The organism is Anaerococcus sp. HMSC065G05, from assembly GCF_001812365.1.
In the GTDB taxonomy this organism is placed as follows: domain Bacteria; phylum Bacillota; class Clostridia; order Tissierellales; family Peptoniphilaceae; genus Anaerococcus; species Anaerococcus vaginalis.
Genome location: NZ_KV808725.1, coordinates 30,805 through 50,683, shown reverse-complemented (window position 1 = coordinate 50,683; position 19,879 = coordinate 30,805). Strand labels below are relative to the sequence as shown.

At 29.6% G+C, this 19,879-nt stretch carries 18 protein-coding genes and 1 pseudogene; all 19 read right to left on the bottom strand.

What is annotated here, in order from left to right:
- Positions 1 to 257: 257 nt before the first annotated feature.
- The 19 genes and pseudogenes from HMPREF2852_RS08355 to mnmE all read right to left on the bottom strand — a co-directional run bounded on the left by HMPREF2852_RS08355 (position 258) and on the right by mnmE (position 19,855).
- A complete protein-coding gene (locus HMPREF2852_RS08355; RefSeq protein WP_070607612.1) occupies positions 258 to 1,697 on the bottom strand; it encodes a PTS transporter subunit EIIC in 1,440 nt (479 codons plus the stop codon).
- Complete coding sequence (gene murQ / locus HMPREF2852_RS08350; RefSeq protein WP_261668278.1) at positions 1,694 to 2,581, bottom strand: N-acetylmuramic acid 6-phosphate etherase; 888 nt, start codon at positions 2,579 to 2,581, stop codon at positions 1,694 to 1,696. Before murQ ends, HMPREF2852_RS08355 begins: the two co-directional genes overlap by 4 nt.
- Entirely contained in the window at positions 2,547 to 3,545 is a 999-nt protein-coding gene (locus HMPREF2852_RS08345; protein WP_070607606.1) for a MupG family TIM beta-alpha barrel fold protein, read from the bottom strand. The genes murQ and HMPREF2852_RS08345 overlap by 35 nt, the downstream gene beginning before the upstream one ends.
- A gap of 92 nt (positions 3,546 to 3,637) precedes the next feature.
- Positions 3,638 to 4,477 carry a MurR/RpiR family transcriptional regulator gene (locus HMPREF2852_RS08340; protein WP_070607602.1) on the bottom strand — a complete coding sequence of 280 codons (840 nt, stop codon included), beginning with the start codon at positions 4,475 to 4,477 and terminating at the stop codon, positions 3,638 to 3,640.
- Positions 4,478 to 4,579: 102 nt separating this feature from the next.
- Positions 4,580 to 6,666, bottom strand: a pseudogene (gene ftsH / locus HMPREF2852_RS08335) (ATP-dependent zinc metalloprotease FtsH).
- Complete coding sequence (locus HMPREF2852_RS08330; protein ID WP_004839591.1) at positions 6,667 to 7,137, bottom strand: MarR family winged helix-turn-helix transcriptional regulator; 471 nt, start codon at positions 7,135 to 7,137, stop codon at positions 6,667 to 6,669.
- Between the two features lie 312 nt (positions 7,138 to 7,449).
- Positions 7,450 to 8,301 (bottom strand): NAD(P)/FAD-dependent oxidoreductase, encoded by an 852-nt coding sequence (locus HMPREF2852_RS08325; protein WP_070607598.1) that lies wholly within the window; start codon positions 8,299 to 8,301, stop codon positions 7,450 to 7,452.
- A complete protein-coding gene (locus HMPREF2852_RS08320) occupies positions 8,301 to 8,621 on the bottom strand; it encodes a thioredoxin family protein (protein WP_004839593.1) in 321 nt (106 codons plus the stop codon). The genes HMPREF2852_RS08325 and HMPREF2852_RS08320 overlap by 1 nt, the downstream gene beginning before the upstream one ends.
- 24 nt (positions 8,622 to 8,645) lie before the next feature.
- Positions 8,646 to 9,242, bottom strand: a complete 597-nt coding sequence (locus HMPREF2852_RS08315) for a P-II family nitrogen regulator (protein WP_070607595.1) — start codon at positions 9,240 to 9,242, stop codon at positions 8,646 to 8,648.
- Positions 9,242 to 10,633, bottom strand: coding sequence for a DUF1538 domain-containing protein (locus tag HMPREF2852_RS08310; RefSeq protein WP_070607592.1), 1,392 nt, complete (start codon positions 10,631 to 10,633; stop codon positions 9,242 to 9,244). The genes HMPREF2852_RS08315 and HMPREF2852_RS08310 overlap by 1 nt, the downstream gene beginning before the upstream one ends.
- A 107-nt stretch (positions 10,634 to 10,740) precedes the next feature.
- Complete coding sequence (gene pta / locus HMPREF2852_RS08305; RefSeq protein WP_019118846.1) at positions 10,741 to 11,727, bottom strand: phosphate acetyltransferase; 987 nt, start codon at positions 11,725 to 11,727, stop codon at positions 10,741 to 10,743.
- 65 nt (positions 11,728 to 11,792) lie between these two features.
- A complete protein-coding gene (locus HMPREF2852_RS08300; protein WP_019118847.1) occupies positions 11,793 to 12,263 on the bottom strand; it encodes a DUF4446 family protein in 471 nt (156 codons plus the stop codon).
- The gene (locus tag HMPREF2852_RS08295; RefSeq protein ID WP_070607589.1) at positions 12,251 to 12,856 is read right to left on the bottom strand and encodes a cyclodeaminase/cyclohydrolase family protein; all 606 of its coding nucleotides are present in this window, start codon (positions 12,854 to 12,856) and stop codon (positions 12,251 to 12,253) included. Before HMPREF2852_RS08295 ends, HMPREF2852_RS08300 begins: the two co-directional genes overlap by 13 nt.
- On the bottom strand, positions 12,843 to 13,682 hold the full coding sequence (locus HMPREF2852_RS08290) for a ParB/RepB/Spo0J family partition protein (protein WP_070607586.1): 840 nt from the start codon (positions 13,680 to 13,682) through the stop codon (positions 12,843 to 12,845). The genes HMPREF2852_RS08295 and HMPREF2852_RS08290 overlap by 14 nt, the downstream gene beginning before the upstream one ends.
- A gap of 2 nt (positions 13,683 to 13,684) precedes the next feature.
- Positions 13,685 to 14,683 (bottom strand): ParA family protein, encoded by a 999-nt coding sequence (locus HMPREF2852_RS08285; protein WP_070607583.1) that lies wholly within the window; start codon positions 14,681 to 14,683, stop codon positions 13,685 to 13,687.
- Positions 14,661 to 15,875, bottom strand: a complete 1,215-nt coding sequence (locus HMPREF2852_RS08280) for a CinA family nicotinamide mononucleotide deamidase-related protein (RefSeq protein WP_070607580.1) — start codon at positions 15,873 to 15,875, stop codon at positions 14,661 to 14,663. The genes HMPREF2852_RS08285 and HMPREF2852_RS08280 overlap by 23 nt, the downstream gene beginning before the upstream one ends.
- 87 nt (positions 15,876 to 15,962) lie before the next feature.
- Entirely contained in the window at positions 15,963 to 16,592 is a 630-nt protein-coding gene (rsmG, locus tag HMPREF2852_RS08275) for a 16S rRNA (guanine(527)-N(7))-methyltransferase RsmG (protein ID WP_070607575.1), read from the bottom strand.
- The gene (mnmG, locus tag HMPREF2852_RS08270; RefSeq protein ID WP_070607572.1) at positions 16,585 to 18,501 is read right to left on the bottom strand and encodes a tRNA uridine-5-carboxymethylaminomethyl(34) synthesis enzyme MnmG; all 1,917 of its coding nucleotides are present in this window, start codon (positions 18,499 to 18,501) and stop codon (positions 16,585 to 16,587) included. Before mnmG ends, rsmG begins: the two co-directional genes overlap by 8 nt.
- Entirely contained in the window at positions 18,491 to 19,855 is a 1,365-nt protein-coding gene (gene mnmE, locus HMPREF2852_RS08265; RefSeq protein WP_070607569.1) for a tRNA uridine-5-carboxymethylaminomethyl(34) synthesis GTPase MnmE, read from the bottom strand. Before mnmE ends, mnmG begins: the two co-directional genes overlap by 11 nt.
- Positions 19,856 to 19,879: the final 24 nt, after the last annotated feature.

Here is a 19,879-nt window from a genome sequence, read left to right as displayed (position 1 = left end):
AAGTTTTGATTTTTTTTAACAATTGAGTACAATGAAAAGGCAAGACAATTATCGTTGACACTAAGAGAAATTGTTTTTGTATAGTCTCTTAATTGAGACTATTTACATAAAGGATTTTTACCAAAATTTAAGAGGTAAAAGTCCATTTTTTTGTATGTTTTTAAAACTTATTAATTTTTTCTTTAAAATAATTTTTATTTCAAAGAAATTTTTGCAAAAAAAACCCTGCCCTAAGGCAAGATTATTTTTTTATTTAATTAAAATTTAAAATCTATACTATCTACTAAGTCTCCTCCGTCTATATATTTTTTATCTATTCCAAATAAATATGTTAGTATAAATCCTCCAACATATCCACCGATAAGTCCAAATATATATCCTAGGGCTTTTCCATTATAAATTAGTGGAATTAGTGCAAGTCCACTTGGGCCAACAGCTGTTGCTCCAATTGATCCTATTGCACCAATTATTGCTCCTCCAACTCCTCCGCCAAGACATGCTGTTATAAATGCTTTTCCCATTGGTAGGGTTAGGGCATAAATTAATGGTTCTCCAATTCCTAAAATCCCTACTGGCAATCCACCTTTTGCTATTTCTGTTAATCTTTTATTTTTTCTACATTTTACAAGTATTGCTATTGCAGCTCCTACTTGTCCTGCTCCTGCCATGGCAAGAATTGGCAATAAATATGTTGCACCTTGTTGTTCAATCATTGCAATGTGGATTGGTGTTAAAATTTGATGTAGTCCTAGCATTACCATTGGTAAAAATACTGCACCAAGAATAAATCCTGCAACTGCTCCGCCTAATTCTATTACAGAATTAATTATTCCGATAAGTCCATTTGATATTAATCCTGCTATTGGCATTATTATAAATATTGTCAAAATTCCTGTAACTAATAAGGATATTGTTGGAACAATAATTATATCTAGTGAATCTGGAATTATATTGTGAAGGGCATTTTCAATTTTTACAAGTATAAATACTGCAAGAATTACTCCAATTACTCCACCTTGTCCTGGTAGTAGGGCTGAATCTAAAAACATATTTTTTAATGGCTCGTCTGGATTCATTGCTGAAAGATATACCATTCCTCCTATAACTCCACCCAAACCTTCGTTTCCTTTAAAGACTCTTGCTGCATTTATTCCTATAAATATATTCAAATATCCATAAAGTCCGGTTTTTATTATATTTAAAACTTGAAGTACTGCTCCAAAATTTTCTTGTGAAAGTGAACCTGCTGTTATCATATTTTGCATAACTGAGGCTATTCCACCTATTAATCCTGCTCCTACAAAAGCTGGTATTAATGGAACGAAAATTGATGCTATTGTTGCTGAAAATGATTTAAATTTTGATTTATTTTGTTTTTCTTTTACTTTTGCTTTATTTTCTCTAGTTCTTTTTTCTATATCACTTTCCATTTCTTCAGAAAATTTTGCATTTGCCATATTTGACATTTCTTTTGCTATTTTTTCACTTTTGCCAGGGCCTGTTACTATTTGAATTTGTTCGCCTTTTAAAACTCCCAAAACTCCATCAATTTTTTCAATTTCTTTGAAATTTACCTTGCTTTCATCTACAACTTTTACCCTTACTCTTGTCATACAATTTATAACTTCTGTTATATTATCTTTTCCACCAAAATTTTCTATAAGGTCTGTGGCGATTTTTTTGTTATCTTGTTTCATTGTATTCCCTTTCTTAAAAATCCTTCGTTTTCTTCCAACAATTCAAGTGCTTCTTTTTTGCTAATTGATTTTTTTTCCATTAAAATTGCACATTTTACCCTGCCATCTGCATCATCTAGTAATTTTTCTGCATGATTTTTATCAATATTGCAAATATCTTCAATCATTTTTAAAGCCCTATTTTTTAATTTCTCATTTGATACTCTAAGATCAACCATAAGATTATCGTAAACTTTTCCAATTCTTACCATTGAAGTTGTTGAAATCATATTCAAAACCATTTTTGTTGCAGTTCCTGCTTTCATTCTAGTAGAACCTGTCAAAACTTCGCTTCCTGTATCTATTTCTATTGGATAATCTGCAAATTTTGAAATTTCAGAACCTATGTTACAAGTTATGGAACCTGTTTTTGCTCCAAGTTTTTTTGCATATTTTAATGCCCCAATAACATAAGGCGTTCTTCCACTGCTTGCTATTCCTACAAGCAAATCATCTTTTGTAAATCCATGGTCTAGCAAATCTTTTTTTGCCAAATTTTCATCATCTTCTGCGTTTTCAATTGGATTTCTTAGTGCCTTATCTCCTCCTGCAATAATTCCTTTTATCATATTTTTATCTACGGAAAAAGTTGGAAATGCTTCAGACGCATCCAAAACTCCAAGCCTTCCGCTAGTTCCTGCGCCAATATAATATAAATGACCGCCCTTTTTAAATACATCAACAATAGCATCTGTTAATTTTTCAATATCTGGAATTTTTTCACCAACTTTTTTAGCTATTGTCATGTCTTCATTATTAATTATTTTTAAAATTTCTAGAGTTGACTTGGTGTCCAAACCCTTGCTCTTGTTATTTCTTGATTCTGTTGATGACAAGTCTATCACTTCCTCCTATCAAATCTAATATTCCAAGATGAGACTTATCTACATGTCCAATGATATTTCTCATCTTATCTTCTCCTATATCTTTTCTAATTATTTCAAGCTCTCCAGAATATCTTTTGGCATTTTTATTTAAAATTACTAAATCGCCCTTTTTTATTTTTCTATTATCGATTTTTTCAATCAATTTATAAGACCTTTTATTTCTTATCAAATAATCGCTTATATCCTCTCTAACTTCAATTTTTTTCAAATCTTTATAATCATCTTCCAAAAAAACATCTAAATTTATTAGCTTATTTTTCTCATAATCTTCTATATATTTTTTATTTTTTTGTGAGATTCCTTCAGATAACAAGAGATTTTTTATTTTATACTTTCTTTTAAGTTTCAAATAAGAATAATAAGGATTTTCCCACCTATCTTCTTCCAAAGTTGGAAGACTTTCAAACATTGGTCCCCTAAAATTATTATCTCCTTGAAAAAAAGCAAAAATATCAATGCCAAATGCTTTTAACATTTTATTTTTTTTAATAAATTCATCACTTCCAAGTCCTGAATATGAAAGAGGATAATAATTATGCCAAGCACTAATATTTGAAAAATTCGAATTTTTTTCTTTCAAATCCATTAGATTATTATAATCTATGGTCGATGCATTTATAGCTAATTTATTTTTTTTAGATAATTTTGCTATAAGTTCATTATTAAATCCAAAATCTAGCCTTATTATTATGTTTAAATCTAAAAGTTTAGGAAATTTTTCCAAAACTTCTCCATTTAAATCTACACAAACTTTCGTTTTTGAATTTTTTAACATATCTAAAAGCCACAATAATTTATCCATATTCTCGTCTTTTAGAGGATAGTGCATAGATGTAAACAAAAAATCATAATTTTTAAATTCTTCTAGCTTTTTTATAATTTCTTCTTTATTTTGATTAAGATACAAACTAAAACCTAACATAAATACTTCCTTTTTCTCCTAGAAAAGCTTTTCACATTTACATTATAAAACACTTGAAATAAAATTTCAAGCGTTTCTTTATATTTTTAAAATTAAATTTTAAGTTTATCTGTAAATTCTTTGGTAACTTTTAAATTATCCACTACATAATCATAATTTAATCCTATATAAGAAAAATATAAAATATCCGTTATGATTAGGGATGAAAATCTCGACGCAATTGCTCCATACCTAATTTCTTTTTCACTTGATGGAATTTTTATAAAAACATCGGAATCTTTTGCAAGTTTTGAATTTTCATTTTTGCTTATGCTTATAAGAGATGCTCCCTTAATTTTCGCATAATTAAATGATTCCAAGACTTCTTTTGTTTTTGCCCCATAAGTTATTGCAATTAAAAGATCTTTTTTTCCTATATGAGAAATTCTTGAAAGATTTGTATGGGCGTCTTTCTCATAATACACATCTACCCCTGCCCTTAATAATTTATAATAAAAATCTTCGCATATAAGTCCAGAACCTGCCACTCCTGAAAGATAAATTTTTTTAGCCTTATTTAAAATTTGGCACGCCTTTTCAATTTTTTCTTCATCAATTAATGCATAAGTTTTTTCTATTGTTTTTTGTATATTTGCTTTAGACTTATTTATTATATCCTTTGTTTTGTCAGATTTTTTTATTTCATCTTCTATAAAATCACTTTCTTCTTCAAAGGCTTTTGCAATTGATATTTTCATATCCACAAAGGAATTATAGCCGATTTTTTTTACAAATCTTGTAACAGCAGCCTGAGATGATTTTGTATTTTTTGCAAGGTCAATGCTCGATTGTTTTATTATCAAGTCCTTGTTGTTTAATATATAAGATGCAATATTTTTATCTGTCTGAGTAAAACTATCTTTTTTATCTTCAATTCTAATTATATATTCCATATAAACCTCAAAACCCCAAAACATTTAATTTGAAGTTAATTTTTATTTTCTATTTTTAATCTTTTTTCCTTAAAACAAAAAGAGCCAATTAGGCTCTTTTTATTATTCATCTTCTTGATTTGATTGTTCACTTGAGCCTAGGGCTATTGTATCATCTAAATCTTTATCTGAAGATTTTTCTTCATTTTCATTCAAAGTTTCTTCCAATTCCTTTTTCAAATCTTCATTTGAAATTTCGCTAGAATTTTCTTTTTTGTCATCTGATGTTTTTATTTCATCTTCAATTGCTTTTTCTTCTAATTTATTTTCATTTGAAGGTCCTTCTTTAGGATTTTCTTTATTTTCTACAGGTTTTTTATTTAATATTTCCATAAATTGTTCGCCTGTAATTGTTTCTTCTTTTAAAAGGAAATCTGAAATTTCATGAAGTTTTTCTAAATTATCTTTTAAAATTTCTATAGCTCTCATGTGAGCTTGAGCAATTATTTTTCCAACCTTTTGGTCAATCTTATCTCCAGTTCCATTTGAAACTATCATTGATCTTTGACCGCCAAGGTATCTTCCTTGGATTTGTTCAAGTTGCATAAAGTCAAAGTCATCATCCATACCATAAATTGTTACCATATTTCTTGCTATGGCTGTGGCTTTTTCTATGTCGTTGCTTGCTCCAGTTGTTTTTGCATTAAATATTAATTCTTCTGCACTTCTTCCACCTGCCAAGGTTACTATTTCATCAAATAGCTCTTGTTTTGTCATTATAAATTTCTCATCTTTGTCGACAGTCATTGTATAACCCAAAGCTCCACCAGTTCTTGGCACAATTGTAATTTTAGTTACTGGGGTTTTTTGTGTTTGAATTGCTGCAACAAGAGCATGTCCTACTTCGTGGTAAGCGATAATTTTCTTTTGATCGTCTGAAATAACTGCATTTTTCTTTTGAGCACCAGCTATAACTGTTTCGATTGATTCTTCAAGGTCTGTTTGAGTTAGTTTTTTACGTCCTTCCCTAACAGCTCTCAAAGCTCCTTCGTTTACAATATTTGCAAGGTCAGCACCGCTTGTTCCTGCAGTTCTTTTTGCTATTTCTTCATAATCAATTTCATCTTCACGCTTAATTTTTTTGCATGAACTTTTAATATATCTTCACGACCTTTTAAATCTGGAAGTTCTACTTGAACCCTTCTATCAAAACGTCCTGGTCTTGTTAGAGCTGGGTCTAGAATTTCTGGTCTGTTGGTTGCAGATAATAAAACTACTCCCTCAGTCGCATCAAATCCGTCCATTTCGTTTAGCAATTGGTTAAGTGTTTGCTCACGTTCGTCATTTCCTGAATATCCTGAAACATCACGTTTTTTACCAATGGCATCTATCTCGTCGATAAATACTATACAAGGTGCTTTTTCTTTTGCTTGTTTGAAAAGATCACGAACCTTGCTAGCACCCATTCCTACAAACATCTCTACAAATTCAGAACCTGAAATTGAGAAAAATGGAACATTTGCCTCTCCTGCAACAGCTTTTGCAAGAAGAGTCTTACCTGTTCCTGGAGGGCCTACAAGAAGTACTCCTTTTGGTAAAACTGCACCGATTTCCTTGTATTTTTGTGGTCCATGCAAGAAATCTACTACTTCATTTAAGCTATCTTTCGCTTCTTCTTGACCTGCTACATCTGCAAAAGTCTTGCCAGTTTTGTTTTCCATATAAATTTTGGCGTTTGATTTACCAAAATTCATAAAGTCTCCGCCGCCACGGCCTCCCATAGTCTTTGATAAAGACCTATTTGCCATATAAAATATTAAAAGTAAAAACAACAATGGCAAAATACTTGTAACAAACAAGGTAAGCCATGGGCTCATCTTTGTTTCAACTTCCTTGGTAAAGGTCAAGTTTTTGTGTTTTTTGCTAGCCTCAAGAAGTCTTTCAGTAAGGTCAGTATCAGGCCACAAGCCTGTGATAAATTTTTGCTTATCTCCATCAACTACCGCTGTGAAAGTGTAATTATAATCATCCTTTGTAACTTCTCTAACTTGTCCATTATCAATCATTGATACAAATTGAGAATAAGTTATCTCTTTTGGTTTTCCCTCAGCCCTAATTGGTTGCAAAATTTGTTGAATAACCAAAAAGGCCACAATGGCAATAATCCAATAATAGACTAGAGGCCTTTTGCCCTTTTTAAATGATGGCATCTATAAACCACTCCTAACAATGTAATCGTCTAATAAATTATCTAGTGAATCTAATTCATTAATTATTGTTTTTAAATTAGAATTTATTCTTTTTTCGTCTTCTTTAGGTCTAATTTTATCAAAATATTTGCTTACCTTTTCAGCAGCATCAAAACCCTTTTGTGTTAATTTCACATTAACAACTCTTTCATCTTCATCAGATCTATTTCTATCAACAAATCCTTGTTTTTCCAATTTTTTGCAAATATTAGAAATATTTCCGCCATTTACTCCAATTGATTTACCAAGATTTCCTATAGAAACTGATTCATCAGATGCTGATAGAGTCATAATCATTTTAAGTTGAAGAGTTGTAACGCCCATTTCTTGAGCTGTTTCTTGTAAAAGCAAATCTATCTTATGTGATATTTCCCTAATCATTGAAAATATAGAGTTATTAAATTCAAAAAATTCTATGTGTTTTCTTGTCATATAAACCTCCTTACAATTTATAGACTGTAATCTAGAATAGAATAATCTACTTAAATATTATTCTACATATAATACGACAATTTTCAAGTAAAAAGAAAGAATATTTTTGATAATTAATTTTAATTATGTATTAATTATGTTTTTTACAATTTTTATATTATTAGAGCTAACATTATGATAAATTTTTTTGAAATCAAAAAAAATCTCCAAGCATAAAAAATAAATATAAATGGATTTTTTTAAAAATAAATTTAAGCAAAAAAATAATGCCACACTTCATTGCATGACATTAATTGTTTCACGTGAAACATTTTATTTATTTTTACTTATATAAGTTGCCGCATTTAATCCAGCAATTTGTCCTTGACCTACCGCCTTATTTATTTGATAAGGTGTGCCAACTATATCTCCACAGGCAAATAGACCTTTTATGTTTGTTTTCATATCTAAGTCTACTTTTATATGGCTATTTTCAATTTTCACTGATGGTACAAGACTTTTTGGTTTTGAAGAATTTTTTATTACAAAAAATCCATCAGCCTTCAATTCTTCCCCATCTTCTAATATAAGACTTTCGGCCTTCAAAGCTCCTAGAAATTTTTTTGGCTTTTTGTTTATAATTTTAATTCCATCGTCAAGTTCTATAGGTTTTTTACTAGGATTTACAAAAATTGTTTGGCTTGCCATTTTATTTATAAAATTTGCTTCTTCAATAGCTTCTTCATTATATCCAACCAAGACTACTTTTTTTCCTTTATATAGGCTGGCATCACAAGTTGCACAATAAGAAATTCCTTTGGCAAAAAATTCATCTTCTCCTTCAATGCTTTTTCCCATATCAATTCCTGTTGCAATTATACAAGCTTTTGATGTAAGCATTTTTTCGCCCAAATCTATTGAAAAATATTCTCCCATGGCATAAACTGCCTTTATTTTCCTATCCAATATCTTAACAGGATAGTTTTTTATATGGTGTATAAAATTATTGTATAAGTCCAAACCTTTTATATCACTAAATCCCAAATAATTTTTTATTGAGGGACTTTTTTCCAAGGCTTTTGATTTTTTTCCAATAATTAGAACTTTTTTTCCTCTTATACTAGCATTTAGACCTGCAGAAATTCCTGCAGGCCCAAATCCTATTATTATTAAATCATAATCCATTATTTAAGTTTTTCTATTTCTTCAAGAATTACTTCTTTAGCTTGAAAACCTACTAGAGTGTTTTTTAAAACTCCACCTTTAAATAACATCATTGATGGAACTGCATTTACATTATATCTTCCTGCAAGGTCTGGATTTTCATCTACGTCTACTGAATATATTTCAAAATCAACTTCGCCTTCCATTTCTTCAAGAACTGGTTTTTGCATTTTGCAAGGTCCACACCAAGTTGCTGAAAAATCCACTAAAACTATTCCTTCGTTTTCTAAAACGTGTGTATCAAATTCACTTGTATTTATTTCTTTCATAATATCCTCCATTTTTTCTCTTTAAATTATACCGTCTTAATTTTGCTCAACAAGCCCGCGCACATCTGTGACAGGAAGTGAAAATAAAATCCCTTTTGAATTTTCATCCAAATTCATTGCATCATAAATTGATGATTTTACTTTCTCTGAAATTTCCTTTTTTATAAGCATTATGACAATATCTTTTTCAGGCTCTATAGTCATATTTAAAAACACAGATTTTTTTTGAATTCCAGATCCTCTGCCATGAACAACAGTTGCGCCTTTTGCTCCTTCTTTTTGGGATATTTCTATAACCTTATCTGCATTTTCTTTATTAACTATCACATACAAAGCTTCATATTCCATATCTATTTCTCCTTTGTAATCTACTGGTGTCGTAAACATTATAGATGTGTTTTTCTTATCAAATTTATCTTTTATTTGGTCTAATAAATCATTTACCAAATCATCATTTACAAGTGCTGAAACTATTTCTTTTTTTTCCTTATCAATTTCTAAAATTTCAAGAATATGTGCATTGGCAGATCCTTCTGCCAAAAGGCAAGATATTGACTTAGCACCTTTTTCTTTTAATTGATTCATGATTTTTGACCCTTTTGATCTTGGTGTTATTATTCTTAAATATTTCATTATCCTTCTATGGCCTCCTTATAAAAAGATCCCATTATCATAATTGTAATCACTGGCATTAAAGCTACAAAGGCAATCACTCCAAATCCACCATCAATATTTCCTGCAACTCCTTGACAAAAACCTAATATAAAAGTCGCAGTCATTGGCCCTGATGCAACTCCTCCCGAATCAAAAGCAATTCCTACAAAAAGTTGGGATACATTTCTTGATAAAATTAGAGCTATTAAAAATCCTGGAACAATTATCATCCATAATTTAAAGCCTTCTATTTTTATTCTAAGCATAGCAAGCATAACTGCAAAAGCAACTCCAACAGAAAGAGCTTTCATTATTGAAGATTTGTGGATCGAACCTCCTGTAACTTCTTCGACTTGTTCTGCCAAAACAAAAACAGCAGGCTCTGCCAAAACTACCAAAAGACCCAAAACAAATCCAATGATAGGTACAAATCTAAAATCAGAGTAATTCTCACCCATAAGTCTTGCAAGTTCCATAAATCCACCTTCTACACTTGCCAAAAATATTATCAGTCCTAGGTAAGTGTAAATCAAACCAAGATTTATTGATTTTTTATTTTTAATTTTAAAAACTAGCTTATCCATTATGAAAAACACCAAAGTTATTGGCAAAATTGCAAAACTTGCCGATTTAAATCCTGAAATCAAAGCTAGTTGATGAGCTTGTTCTTCTAGCAAAATATTTTTTGAATTTATAGACATAGTCATCAAAAGTCCCGCAAGAATTGGTCCTGTTGATGCGATTCCTACAAGGCCAAAGGAATTTTCTTCTCCCTTTTTTTCTCCCTTTAATTTACTTACTCCAAGACCTAGAGCAATAATAAAGGGAGTTGTCATTGCGCCCGTAGTTGCTCCCGATGCATCAAAAGCTATAGCATGACCCAAATCATTTACTATAAACATTAAAATAAAAATCACACCATAAATTATAAACATAAGTGTTGAAAGTTTTATTTCTTTAAATATCCTAAAAAGACCAAGAGAAATCATAAAGCCAACCCCAATCGAAATTATGGCTACTATTAATAAGGAAGAAAGACCAATAGCACTTCTTACTTGATTTGCTAAAATTAAAAGATCTGGTTCTGCAATTGAAATTATAAATCCTATAAAAATTCCAAAAATAATAACTTTAATTATTTTTTCAGATTTTGCAATAAAATCTCCCATATATGTTCCAATTTTTGAAATTGATAGATTAACTCCAGTAAGAAAAATAGAAAGACCAAAAATTATCCCAATACATCCTATTAAAAATTTTATAATAATTTTGTTTTCTACTGGTCTAAATAAATTTAAAATTAAAACTAAAACTGCTATAGTAACAACAGCTTTAGAATTTTGTTTTATTTCTTCTCTAAATATTATCATCACCTCTTTTTGTTTTATTATTTTTATATTTTATATATTAATTTTTTGTATAACAAAAGAGGCAATCAATTGACTGTCTCTTTTGCTTATTTTAATTTATAAATTTATTAATCTCTAACTTGATTTGCTGTTAGTATTGTTAATTTATATACGTCTTCTTCGTTACATCCTCTTGAAAGGTCGTTAACTGGTTTGTTTAATCCTTGAAGTATTGGTCCTAAAGCTTCGTATCCACCAAGTCTTTGTCCAATTTTATATCCAATATTTGCAGCTTGTAGGTCTGGGAAAATAAATACTTTTGCTTTTCCTGCCACATCTGAATTAGGAATTTTCTTTCTTGCAACTTGTGGTGAAATTGCTGCATCAAATTGCATCTCTCCATCAACTTTAAGATTTGGATCCATTTCTTTTGCAAGTTTTGTAGCTTCTTCTACTTTTCTTGCAAGTTCGTGTTTTGCAGATCCTTTTGTTGAAAATGATAGCATAGCAACTATTGGTTCAATTCCAAATTCTTCTGCTGTTTTTGCTGCTTCAACTGCAACTTCTGCAAGTTCGTTTGATTGAAGAGTAATATTTATTGCTGTATCTGCAAATAATAATTTTTCTCCATTAGGTCCAAGCATAATCATAACACCGGATACCCTATTTACACCTTTTCTAGTTTTGATAAGTTGTAGGGCTGGTCTTACAGTATCTCCAGTTGGATTTGATGCTCCTGAAACCATTCCGTCAGCTTTTCCAGTTTGAACTAGCATTGTACCAAAGTAATTGTTATCTTTCTTTAGTATATATTCACCATCTTCTCTGGTGTTTTTGCCTTTTCTAAGTTCAACGTATTTATCTACTAATTCATCAAGTAGTTCGCTTTCTCTAGGGTTTATTATTTGAATATCTCCTAATTTTACCCCTTCTTCTTCTGCTACTTTTTGAATTTCTTCTTTATCTCCTAAAAGTATTGGTACTATAAGACCATCATTTTGATGTCTAATAGCTGCTCTTAATACTCTTGAGTCATTGCCTTCTGGAAATACTATTTTGCGATTTTTGCCCCTAATATTTTCAGTAGCAAGTTCCATAACTCCATCGTTTGCCATAATTACCTCCTAATCATAAATCGATTTTAGCATTAATATTATACCCCAATAATTTTAATTATCTTCTATAATTTTGCTTTTTCTAAAGATTCCTTTTCCCTTTCGGAAAGCTCTATGTCACACTCTCCATTTGTAATCTCTTTTAAGTAAGTATTTGAGCCATCTTGTGAATATAAATTTGTAAGAATTATTCCATTATGATATGAATCTAGGAGAGTTAATGAAAACGAATTTCTTCCTCTTTGGCTATCAAAAGCATCATAATGAACAACTGCCATTTTGCTAACAGCTCCCATTGTAGTATTTTTTGTATCTGATGATCTTTGGTCAAGAGATTTGATTTCCCTATTTGATTGTTCGATTTGGTCATTTAATTGTAAAATTAATTCTTCAAGATTTACATCAGGATTTTTGCCCCTAAGTAGATGATCGTATCTTCTTTTTTGTCTTTTTAGTTTGTTATTATTAGCTTTTATCATAGAATATTCAAAAATAACAAGAATAAATAAGATTACTATAGCTATTATTTGTCCCATTTCTTTTCCCTTTCTTCGATGATTTTCATATTATCCTTATATAATTTATCACAGAAATTTATAATAGATTTGTAATTTGTTTTTTCATGATTTGGATCAGTAATATTTTCCTCATTCAAAATAAGGTTTATAAAAGAAGAATGGATTGATTCTTTTACAAGTCTAAGTCCTATTTCTCCATCAGAAATCGCATCAATATTTCCATATTTTAAAATAAAATCACAATCTTGCATAACAATTATCATAAGCTCTATAGTTCTTTTTGGAGCCTTGTTTGCCTCTATAATATAGTCATCGTAATTTTTTATTTCCTTATTTTTATAAGCTTTTATTAAAAGATTTACCTTATCAATATCTTCTTGCATAAGTTCTTTTAATTCTTCAGAGTATTTTTTGAATTTATCTTCAATTTTTTTGGATTTTTTATTTAATTTTTCATCCTTATAATCTTTTTTTGCCATCATCAAAATAAGGCTTAAACCTAGGTTTCCAACAAGACTTGTTATAGCCCCTCCTCCTGGATTAGCTGTTTTTTTTCTGGTATTTTCTATAAGATGGTCTACAGAAAAATCTATCATTTTATTCTTTTCCATTTTTTAATCTCCAATATAAATTTTCTATCTCCTCAATAGAAAAACAATCAATAGTAACCCTATAAGTTTCATTATTTTTTTTAATTTCTACCTTTGAATTAAGTAGGTCAATAAATTTTTCCTCAAAATCCTCAAATAAAATCCTATCTAAATTATCTTCCTTTTGATTTTTTTTGTTATTTCTAGAACTAATCTTTTCAACTTTTCTTATATTTGTTTTTTTATTTTTAAAATCATCAAGGCTTTTTTTTCTATATTCTTCATCCTTTATAGAAAGAAGTGTTCTTGCTTGTGATGAAGAAATATTTCCCTCTTCAAGCTCTTTTTTTGAATTTTCATCAAGTTTTAAAAGTCTTAGGGTATTTGCAATGTAAGATCTTGATTTACCAACAGTTTTTGCTATTTCATCTTGAGTCATACCATAGTTTTTTGAAAGCTCATTATAAGCATTAGCCTCTTCAAGACCAGATAAATCTTCCCTTTGAACATTTTCAACAATAGATAAAATATCAATATCCTTTGTATCTACATTTTTTATAATTGCATCAATTTCTTTTAAAACCAAAAGCTTACTTGCCCTAAATCTACGTTCTCCAGCAATTATTTCATATCTTATCCCATTTTTTTTAAGAACAATTGGGTTTAATAAGCCATATTTTTCTATTGATTGACTAAGACCTTCAAGTGATTTATCATCAAAATTTTTCCTAGGTTGATCATCTCTAGCATAAATTTTTTCCAAAGGAATCCTAACTATGGCCTTATTTTTTTTGTTATTTTCTGGTATTAGGGATCCAAGTCCTCTGCCCAATGTTTTTTTCGTCATAGCTAATCCCTCTTTTCATTATTTATTAGTTTATTTTGATTAAAAGAAAATTTGTTTTTCTTTACTATTGTCTCATCAGAATTTTCTTTTTTATCATTCTTAACTATGTTTTTATCTTCCTTAGATTTTTCATCACGGATTTCTTTAGTTTTTTCTGAATTTTTTATCTCAGCATTATTTAAATTATCATTTTTTTCTTCAATCTTTAAATTTTTATCTAAGTTTTCCTTTTTTCCAAAAATATTTTCTACAAGCTCTTTTGCCAAAGACAAGTAAGCTCTAGCTCCCTTAGATTTTTCATCATAAGATATAACAGATTTTCCAAATGATGGCGCCTCTGCGAGTTTTATATTTCTTGGAATCATAGTAGAAAATACCTTCTCTTTAAAAAATGATTTTACTTCTTCTACTACTTCATAAGATAAATCCGTATCCTTATCAAACATACAAAGCAAAACTCCCTCAATTTCTAAATCTTCCTTTATGGATTCTTTTATTGTTTGATAAGTTTTTAATAGTTCGCTCACTCCCTCAAGAGCATAATATTCTGTTTGAATAGGAATAATTATAGAATCACTAGCTACAAGAGCATTTAAAGACAAAAGTCCCAAAGATGGCGGGCAATCTATCAAAATAATGTCAAAATCTTTTTTTAATTCTTCAATGATTTGGCTAAGCATTTTCAATCTTTCTTCTTCATCAATACTTACAAGCTCTACTTCAAGTCCTGATAAGGAATTTTCGCTAGCTATTAGATAAGGACCTTCCTCACTTTTTAAAATATAATCCTTGTAATTATCCCCTTCATCATAAAACATCTTATATATTGATTTTTCAAGTTCATTTTTATCAAAACCAAGGCCTGTTGTTGTATTGGCTTGTGGATCAAAATCAATAACCAATACTTTTTTATTAAGTTTTGACAAGGATACCGCAAGATTTACAACGCTTGTAGTTTTTCCTACTCCACCTTTTTGATTAAATATCGATATTGTCTTCATACTTACCTCTCATAATAATTATAGCAAGATCCAAGGCTCGATTTTTTGCAAAAAGTCTTGCCTTGTTCCTATCAGCAGAAAATTGAAATTTTTTTATAACTTTTTGATTCTTATATTTTATTGCAAGAATTACCTCTCCATTGTGGGCATATCCAGTTGAGCCTATACAAAGACTTGAATTTGTAATTTTGTATAAGCCTTCCACCATTTCGTTTGCACACTCAACACTTACCGCACTATATTTTTCTAATGTTTCACGTGAAACATTTAAAATCTTTTCTTTAATTTTATCTGAATAAGTTACATAAGATTCTTCTATTACATGGCTTGCACCACTTATATCTATTATTGATGAAGCAATCAATCCCCCAGTTATAGATTCACAAGTAGAAACTTTTTCATTTCTTTCTTTTAATAAATTTATTAAAGTTTCTTCTTTTCTCAAACCATCATCGGAAATAAACAAATTTCCAAAAACATTTTTAACTTCTTTTTCTTTTTCATTTAATAAAAAATCTGCTTCTTTTTCGCTTTTAGCCTTTGCAGTAATTCTTAAAAATCCACCTTCATTATCAAAATAAGGAGAAATTGTAGGGTTTGTTGATGACAAATCAATTCTATTTGCCATATCCCATTCTCCCAAAAGTCCTATTCTTAAATTCTTTGATTTAATAATAGCATCTTTTTTTAAATAACTTGAAAGTTTATTTTCAAACATATATTCCATTTCTCTTGGTGGTCCAGGAAGAAGAATTATCTTAGTCTTATCTCCCATTATGCAACCTGGAGCTGTTCCTTTGTCGTTATCTAAAATGATTGCACCTTTTGGAAATTTTGCTTGCTTTAAATTTACCTTAACAGCTTTTTTGTTATTAGAAAAATAACTTTCAATTCTTTCTTTTGATTTTTTATCAATTTCTACTTGGTCTTCTTTTCCAATAACTTTTATGGCAACTTCTTTGCTTATGTCATCTTCAGTTGGTCCAAGCCCTCCTGTTACAAAAATATAATCAACTTTTCCATAAGCATTTTTCATTGCTTGGTACAATCTATCAAAATTATCTCCAATAGTTACCATCTTATAGACATCTATTCCATATTCTGTAAGTTTTTGCCCTATAAATTTCGAATTTGTATCTGTAATATTTCCTAATAAAATTTCTGTTCCTACAGAAAAAATTTGTGCTTTCATAAATCCTCTTTTCTCTATAATAGTATAACATATTTTCAATAAAAAAATGTTTCACGTGAAACATTTTTTCTTTTATTTATTTTATTTTTATAAAGGATTTTTCTTTGGTTGATTTTTTCCTCTAGGATATTTTTTTTTCGTTGACCTTACTTTTTTTATCAAAATATTTTTTCTTGTATTTCCGTAAAGATCAATTGTGTCAATATTAATTAATTCTCCTCCCAAAATTTTCAAAGCATTTTGTGCTTGTTCATATTCTTCTTCTGCTTTGGGGCCTTTCATTGCTATAAATATTCCGCCAACTTTTAAAAATGGAAGAGCATATTCTGAAAGTGTTGATAAGTTTGCAACTGCTCTTGAAATAACCATATCAAATTCTTCTCTATGATCTTTTGCATAATCTTCTGCTCTGACGTGAATAACTTTCGCATTTTCAAGATTTAATTTTTCAATTACTTCATTCATAAAATTTACTTTTTTATTTACAGAATCAATCAAAGTTAAATCAAAATCTTTTTCAATTCTAAGAGGTATTCCTGGAAATCCAGCTCCTGATCCGATGTCCAAGACTTTCATTCCTTTATTTATATATGATTTTATAGTAAGAGAGTCTTCAAAATGTTTTATCCTTATTTCTTTTGGATCATCAATGCTTGTTAGATTAAATTTTTTATTTGTTTCTATGAGCATTTGTTCATATATTTTAAACTTATCCATTTAAATCTCCTGCCTTAAGTCTTATAAGAAGTACATTTATATCAGCTGGCGAAACTCCTGAAATTCTTGAGGCTTGACCAATTGAATCTGGCTTTATTTTATTTAATTTCTCTGCGGATTCTTTTTTTAATCCATTGATTTTACTGTAATCAATATCATGGTCTAGTTTTTTGTTTTCAAGTTTTTTGAATTTTCCTATATCTGCCATTTGTTTTTTGATATAGCCTTGATATTTGATTTCTGTTTGAACTTGAATTTGTTGGAATTTTGGCAATTCTGGTCTATCAGGATCTAAAACTTCCAATTTTTTATAGGTTAATTCTGGTCTTTTTATAAGATCAAACAAACTATATCCAGTTTTTATAGGATTTGAACCTATTTTTTCTAGAATTTCATTATTTTCTTCGTTAGGACTAATCATTACATTTTTTAATCTAGAAATTTCTTTTTCAATATTTTCTCTTTTTATCACCATTTTTTCATAACGTTCATCTGATACAAGTCCTATTTCATGTCCTTTTTCTGTAAGCCTAAAATCAGCATTATCTTGCCTCATTGTAAGTCTATATTCGCACCTTGAAGTCATCATCCTATATGGTTCATTAGTTCCCTTAGTTACTAAATCATCAATCAAAACTCCAATATAAGCATCAGACCTATCAAGAATTAAGGCATCTTCTCCCTTTAATTTTAAAGCTGCATTTATTCCTGCAATAAGACCTTGCCCTGCGGCTTCTTCATATCCACTTGAACCATTTATTTGTCCTGCAAAAAATAAGTTTTCAATCTCTTTTGACTCTAAACTTCTTTTTAAATTTGTAGAATCAAGGCAGTCATATTCAATTCCGTAAGCAGGTCTAATTATCTTACATTCTTCCAAGCCCTTTATAGTTTTATAAAATTCTTTTTGAACTTCTTGTGGCAAAGTTGATGATACACCTTGAATATACATCTCATCTGTTGAAAGACTTTCAGGCTCAATAAAAACTTGATGAATATCCCTATCTGGAAATCTTACCATTTTATCTTCAATTGATGGGCAATATCTTGGACCAATTCCTTTTACAAGGCCTGCATACATTGGTGACCTATCCAAATTTTCCATAATAATTTCCTTAGTTTTTTCTGTTGTATAAGTCAAATAACAGGCTTCTTGTTTTTTATCTGAAAAATCTTTATCTTCATTTAAAAATGAAAAGGCAACAACATTTTCATCTCCTTTTTGAATTTCAGTCTTTGTTAGATCTAGACTTTTTTTATCAACTCTTGCTGGGGTTCCAGTTTTAAAACGTCTTAATGAAAAACCTAATTGCTCTAAACTATCGGATAAATGAGTTGCTGCAGATAAACCGTGTGGACCTGATGTTTTTTGAAAATCTCCCATCAAAATTTTTCCATTTAAATATGTTCCTGTACAAACCACACAAGCTTTTGTAGGAAAAATTGCCCCTTGAATTGTTTCAACGCTTTTTACTTTCCCATCTTCAATATTAATTTTATCTACTTCTTGTTCAAACAAATCAAGATTTTCTTGATTTTCAAGAGTTTTTTTCATCTCTTGATGGTATTTGATTTTATCAGCTTGAACTCTCAATGAATGAACCGCAGGACCTTTTGATGTATTTAACATCCTTGATTGGATAAAGGTTTTGTCAATATTTATTGCCATCTCTCCACCCAAAGCATCAATTTCTCTTACTATATGTCCCTTTCCAGTTCCTCCAATATTAGGATTACATGGCATATCAGCCACCGATTCCATACTTGTTGTAAGAACCAAAGTTTTAAATCCAAGCCTAGCAGAGGCAAGACCCGCCTCACAACCAGCATGACCTGCACCTATAACAACTACATCATAGGCTTCGTCTATATATTTATGATTTTTATTTTCTAACTTATTATTTTCCAACACAAAACTCCCTAAATACCTTATCCATTATTTCATCTGAAACAGTTTCTCCTATTATAAGTCCCAAATCATCATAAGAAGATCTCAAATCAACTTCTACACAATCAATAGGAACAAAATCTTTTATATCATTTAATGATGATTCCAATTTTTTTCTTGAAGAATTTAATAATCTTTCATGTCTAAGATTTGTAATCATCAAAGATTCTTTATTTAATTCTTTTGAATCAAAAATATCAAAAATTGCCCCTTCTAATTTATCAACTCCATCTCGTGAAACCATAGATGTTTCGATAATTTTAAAAGAATCATCAAAATCACTTTTTGAAATTTTTGAATCCAAATCAATTTTGTTTAAGATTATAATAGCATTTTTTCCCTTTAACATATCCAAAATCATCTTATCTTCATGATCTAGTTTTCTGGACCTATCAAATATTGCTATAATAAGATCTGCATCTTCTGCTAATTCTTTTGATCTTTGCACTCCAATTCTTTCAACTTCATCGTGGGTTTCCCTAATTCCTGCCGTATCATTAATTTTTAAAGTTAAATTCCCAAGATTTATATACTCAGTTATAGAATCTCTTGTAGTTCCAGGAATATCTGTAACAATTGCCCTGTTTTCATTTAATAAAACATTTAAAAGTGAGGATTTTCCTACATTTGGTTTGCCAATTATAGTTGTTTCAATCCCATCTTTAACAAGTTTTCCCTTATTTGCTGTTGCTAGAAGTTTTTTTATTTCATCATATGCCTTTTGCATAAATGCAATAATATTATCAAGTGGCAAATCCTCTCCATCTTCGGTAAAATTAATTGAATATTCTATTCTTGATAAAGCTTCAAGTTCTATATTTCTAATTTCTTCAATTTTTTCTCTTAACAAACCTGATAAATGCTTTAAGCCTTGTTTTTGTGATAATTCATTGGTTGAATTTATAATATCAAGAACTGCCTCAGCTTGGGATAAATCTATTCTTCCATTAAGAAAAGCTCTTTTGGTAAATTCTCCCCTATCTGCAAGCTCACAGCCCATATCCAATAATAAATTCAAAATATCTCTTACAGAAATCATTGAACCGTGGCAATTTATCTCGCAAATATCTTCTCTTGTGTAGGTGTTTGGTCCTTTCATAAAATTAACCATAACTTCATCAAAAATACGGCCGTCTTTTTCTATATGACCGTATCTCATCATCCTATTATCTTTTTCTTTATCTAAAGCCCTGTTATTTATTGGCTTAAAAATCTTTTTTATAATGTCAAAAGATTTATCGCCACTCATACGAACTATAGATATACCACCACTACCTTGTGGCGTAGAAATTGCTGCTATTGTAGATTCACTCATAATTCATCCTTTCTAAAATGACTG

Excerpts from the sequence above, each read along its gene's own strand:
- HMPREF2852_RS08355 (WP_070607612.1), bottom strand. The coding sequence starts at position 1,697 with ATGAAACAAGATAACAAAAAAATCGCCACAGACCTTATAGAAAATTTT.
- HMPREF2852_RS08345 (WP_070607606.1), bottom strand. The coding sequence starts at position 3,545 with ATGTTAGGTTTTAGTTTGTATCTTAATCAAAATAAAGAAGAAATTATA.
- HMPREF2852_RS08340 (WP_070607602.1), bottom strand. The coding sequence starts at position 4,477 with ATGGAATATATAATTAGAATTGAAGATAAAAAAGATAGTTTTACTCAG.
- HMPREF2852_RS08330 (WP_004839591.1), bottom strand. The coding sequence starts at position 7,137 with ATGACAAGAAAACACATAGAATTTTTTGAATTTAATAACTCTATATTT.
- HMPREF2852_RS08325 (WP_070607598.1), bottom strand. The coding sequence starts at position 8,301 with ATGGATTATGATTTAATAATAATAGGATTTGGGCCTGCAGGAATTTCT.
- HMPREF2852_RS08320 (WP_004839593.1), bottom strand. The coding sequence starts at position 8,621 with ATGGAGGATATTATGAAAGAAATAAATACAAGTGAATTTGATACACAC.
- HMPREF2852_RS08315 (WP_070607595.1), bottom strand. The coding sequence starts at position 9,242 with ATGAAATATTTAAGAATAATAACACCAAGATCAAAAGGGTCAAAAATC.
- HMPREF2852_RS08310 (WP_070607592.1), bottom strand. The coding sequence starts at position 10,633 with ATGATAATATTTAGAGAAGAAATAAAACAAAATTCTAAAGCTGTTGTT.
- pta (WP_019118846.1), bottom strand. The coding sequence starts at position 11,727 with ATGGCAAACGATGGAGTTATGGAACTTGCTACTGAAAATATTAGGGGC.
- HMPREF2852_RS08300 (WP_019118847.1), bottom strand. The coding sequence starts at position 12,263 with ATGGGACAAATAATAGCTATAGTAATCTTATTTATTCTTGTTATTTTT.
- HMPREF2852_RS08295 (WP_070607589.1), bottom strand. The coding sequence starts at position 12,856 with ATGGAAAAGAATAAAATGATAGATTTTTCTGTAGACCATCTTATAGAA.
- HMPREF2852_RS08290 (WP_070607586.1), bottom strand. The coding sequence starts at position 13,682 with ATGACGAAAAAAACATTGGGCAGAGGACTTGGATCCCTAATACCAGAA.
- HMPREF2852_RS08285 (WP_070607583.1), bottom strand. The coding sequence starts at position 14,683 with ATGAAGACAATATCGATATTTAATCAAAAAGGTGGAGTAGGAAAAACT.
- HMPREF2852_RS08280 (WP_070607580.1), bottom strand. The coding sequence starts at position 15,875 with ATGAAAGCACAAATTTTTTCTGTAGGAACAGAAATTTTATTAGGAAAT.
- rsmG (WP_070607575.1), bottom strand. The coding sequence starts at position 16,592 with ATGGATAAGTTTAAAATATATGAACAAATGCTCATAGAAACAAATAAA.
- mnmE (WP_070607569.1), bottom strand. The coding sequence starts at position 19,855 with ATGAGTGAATCTACAATAGCAGCAATTTCTACGCCACAAGGTAGTGGT.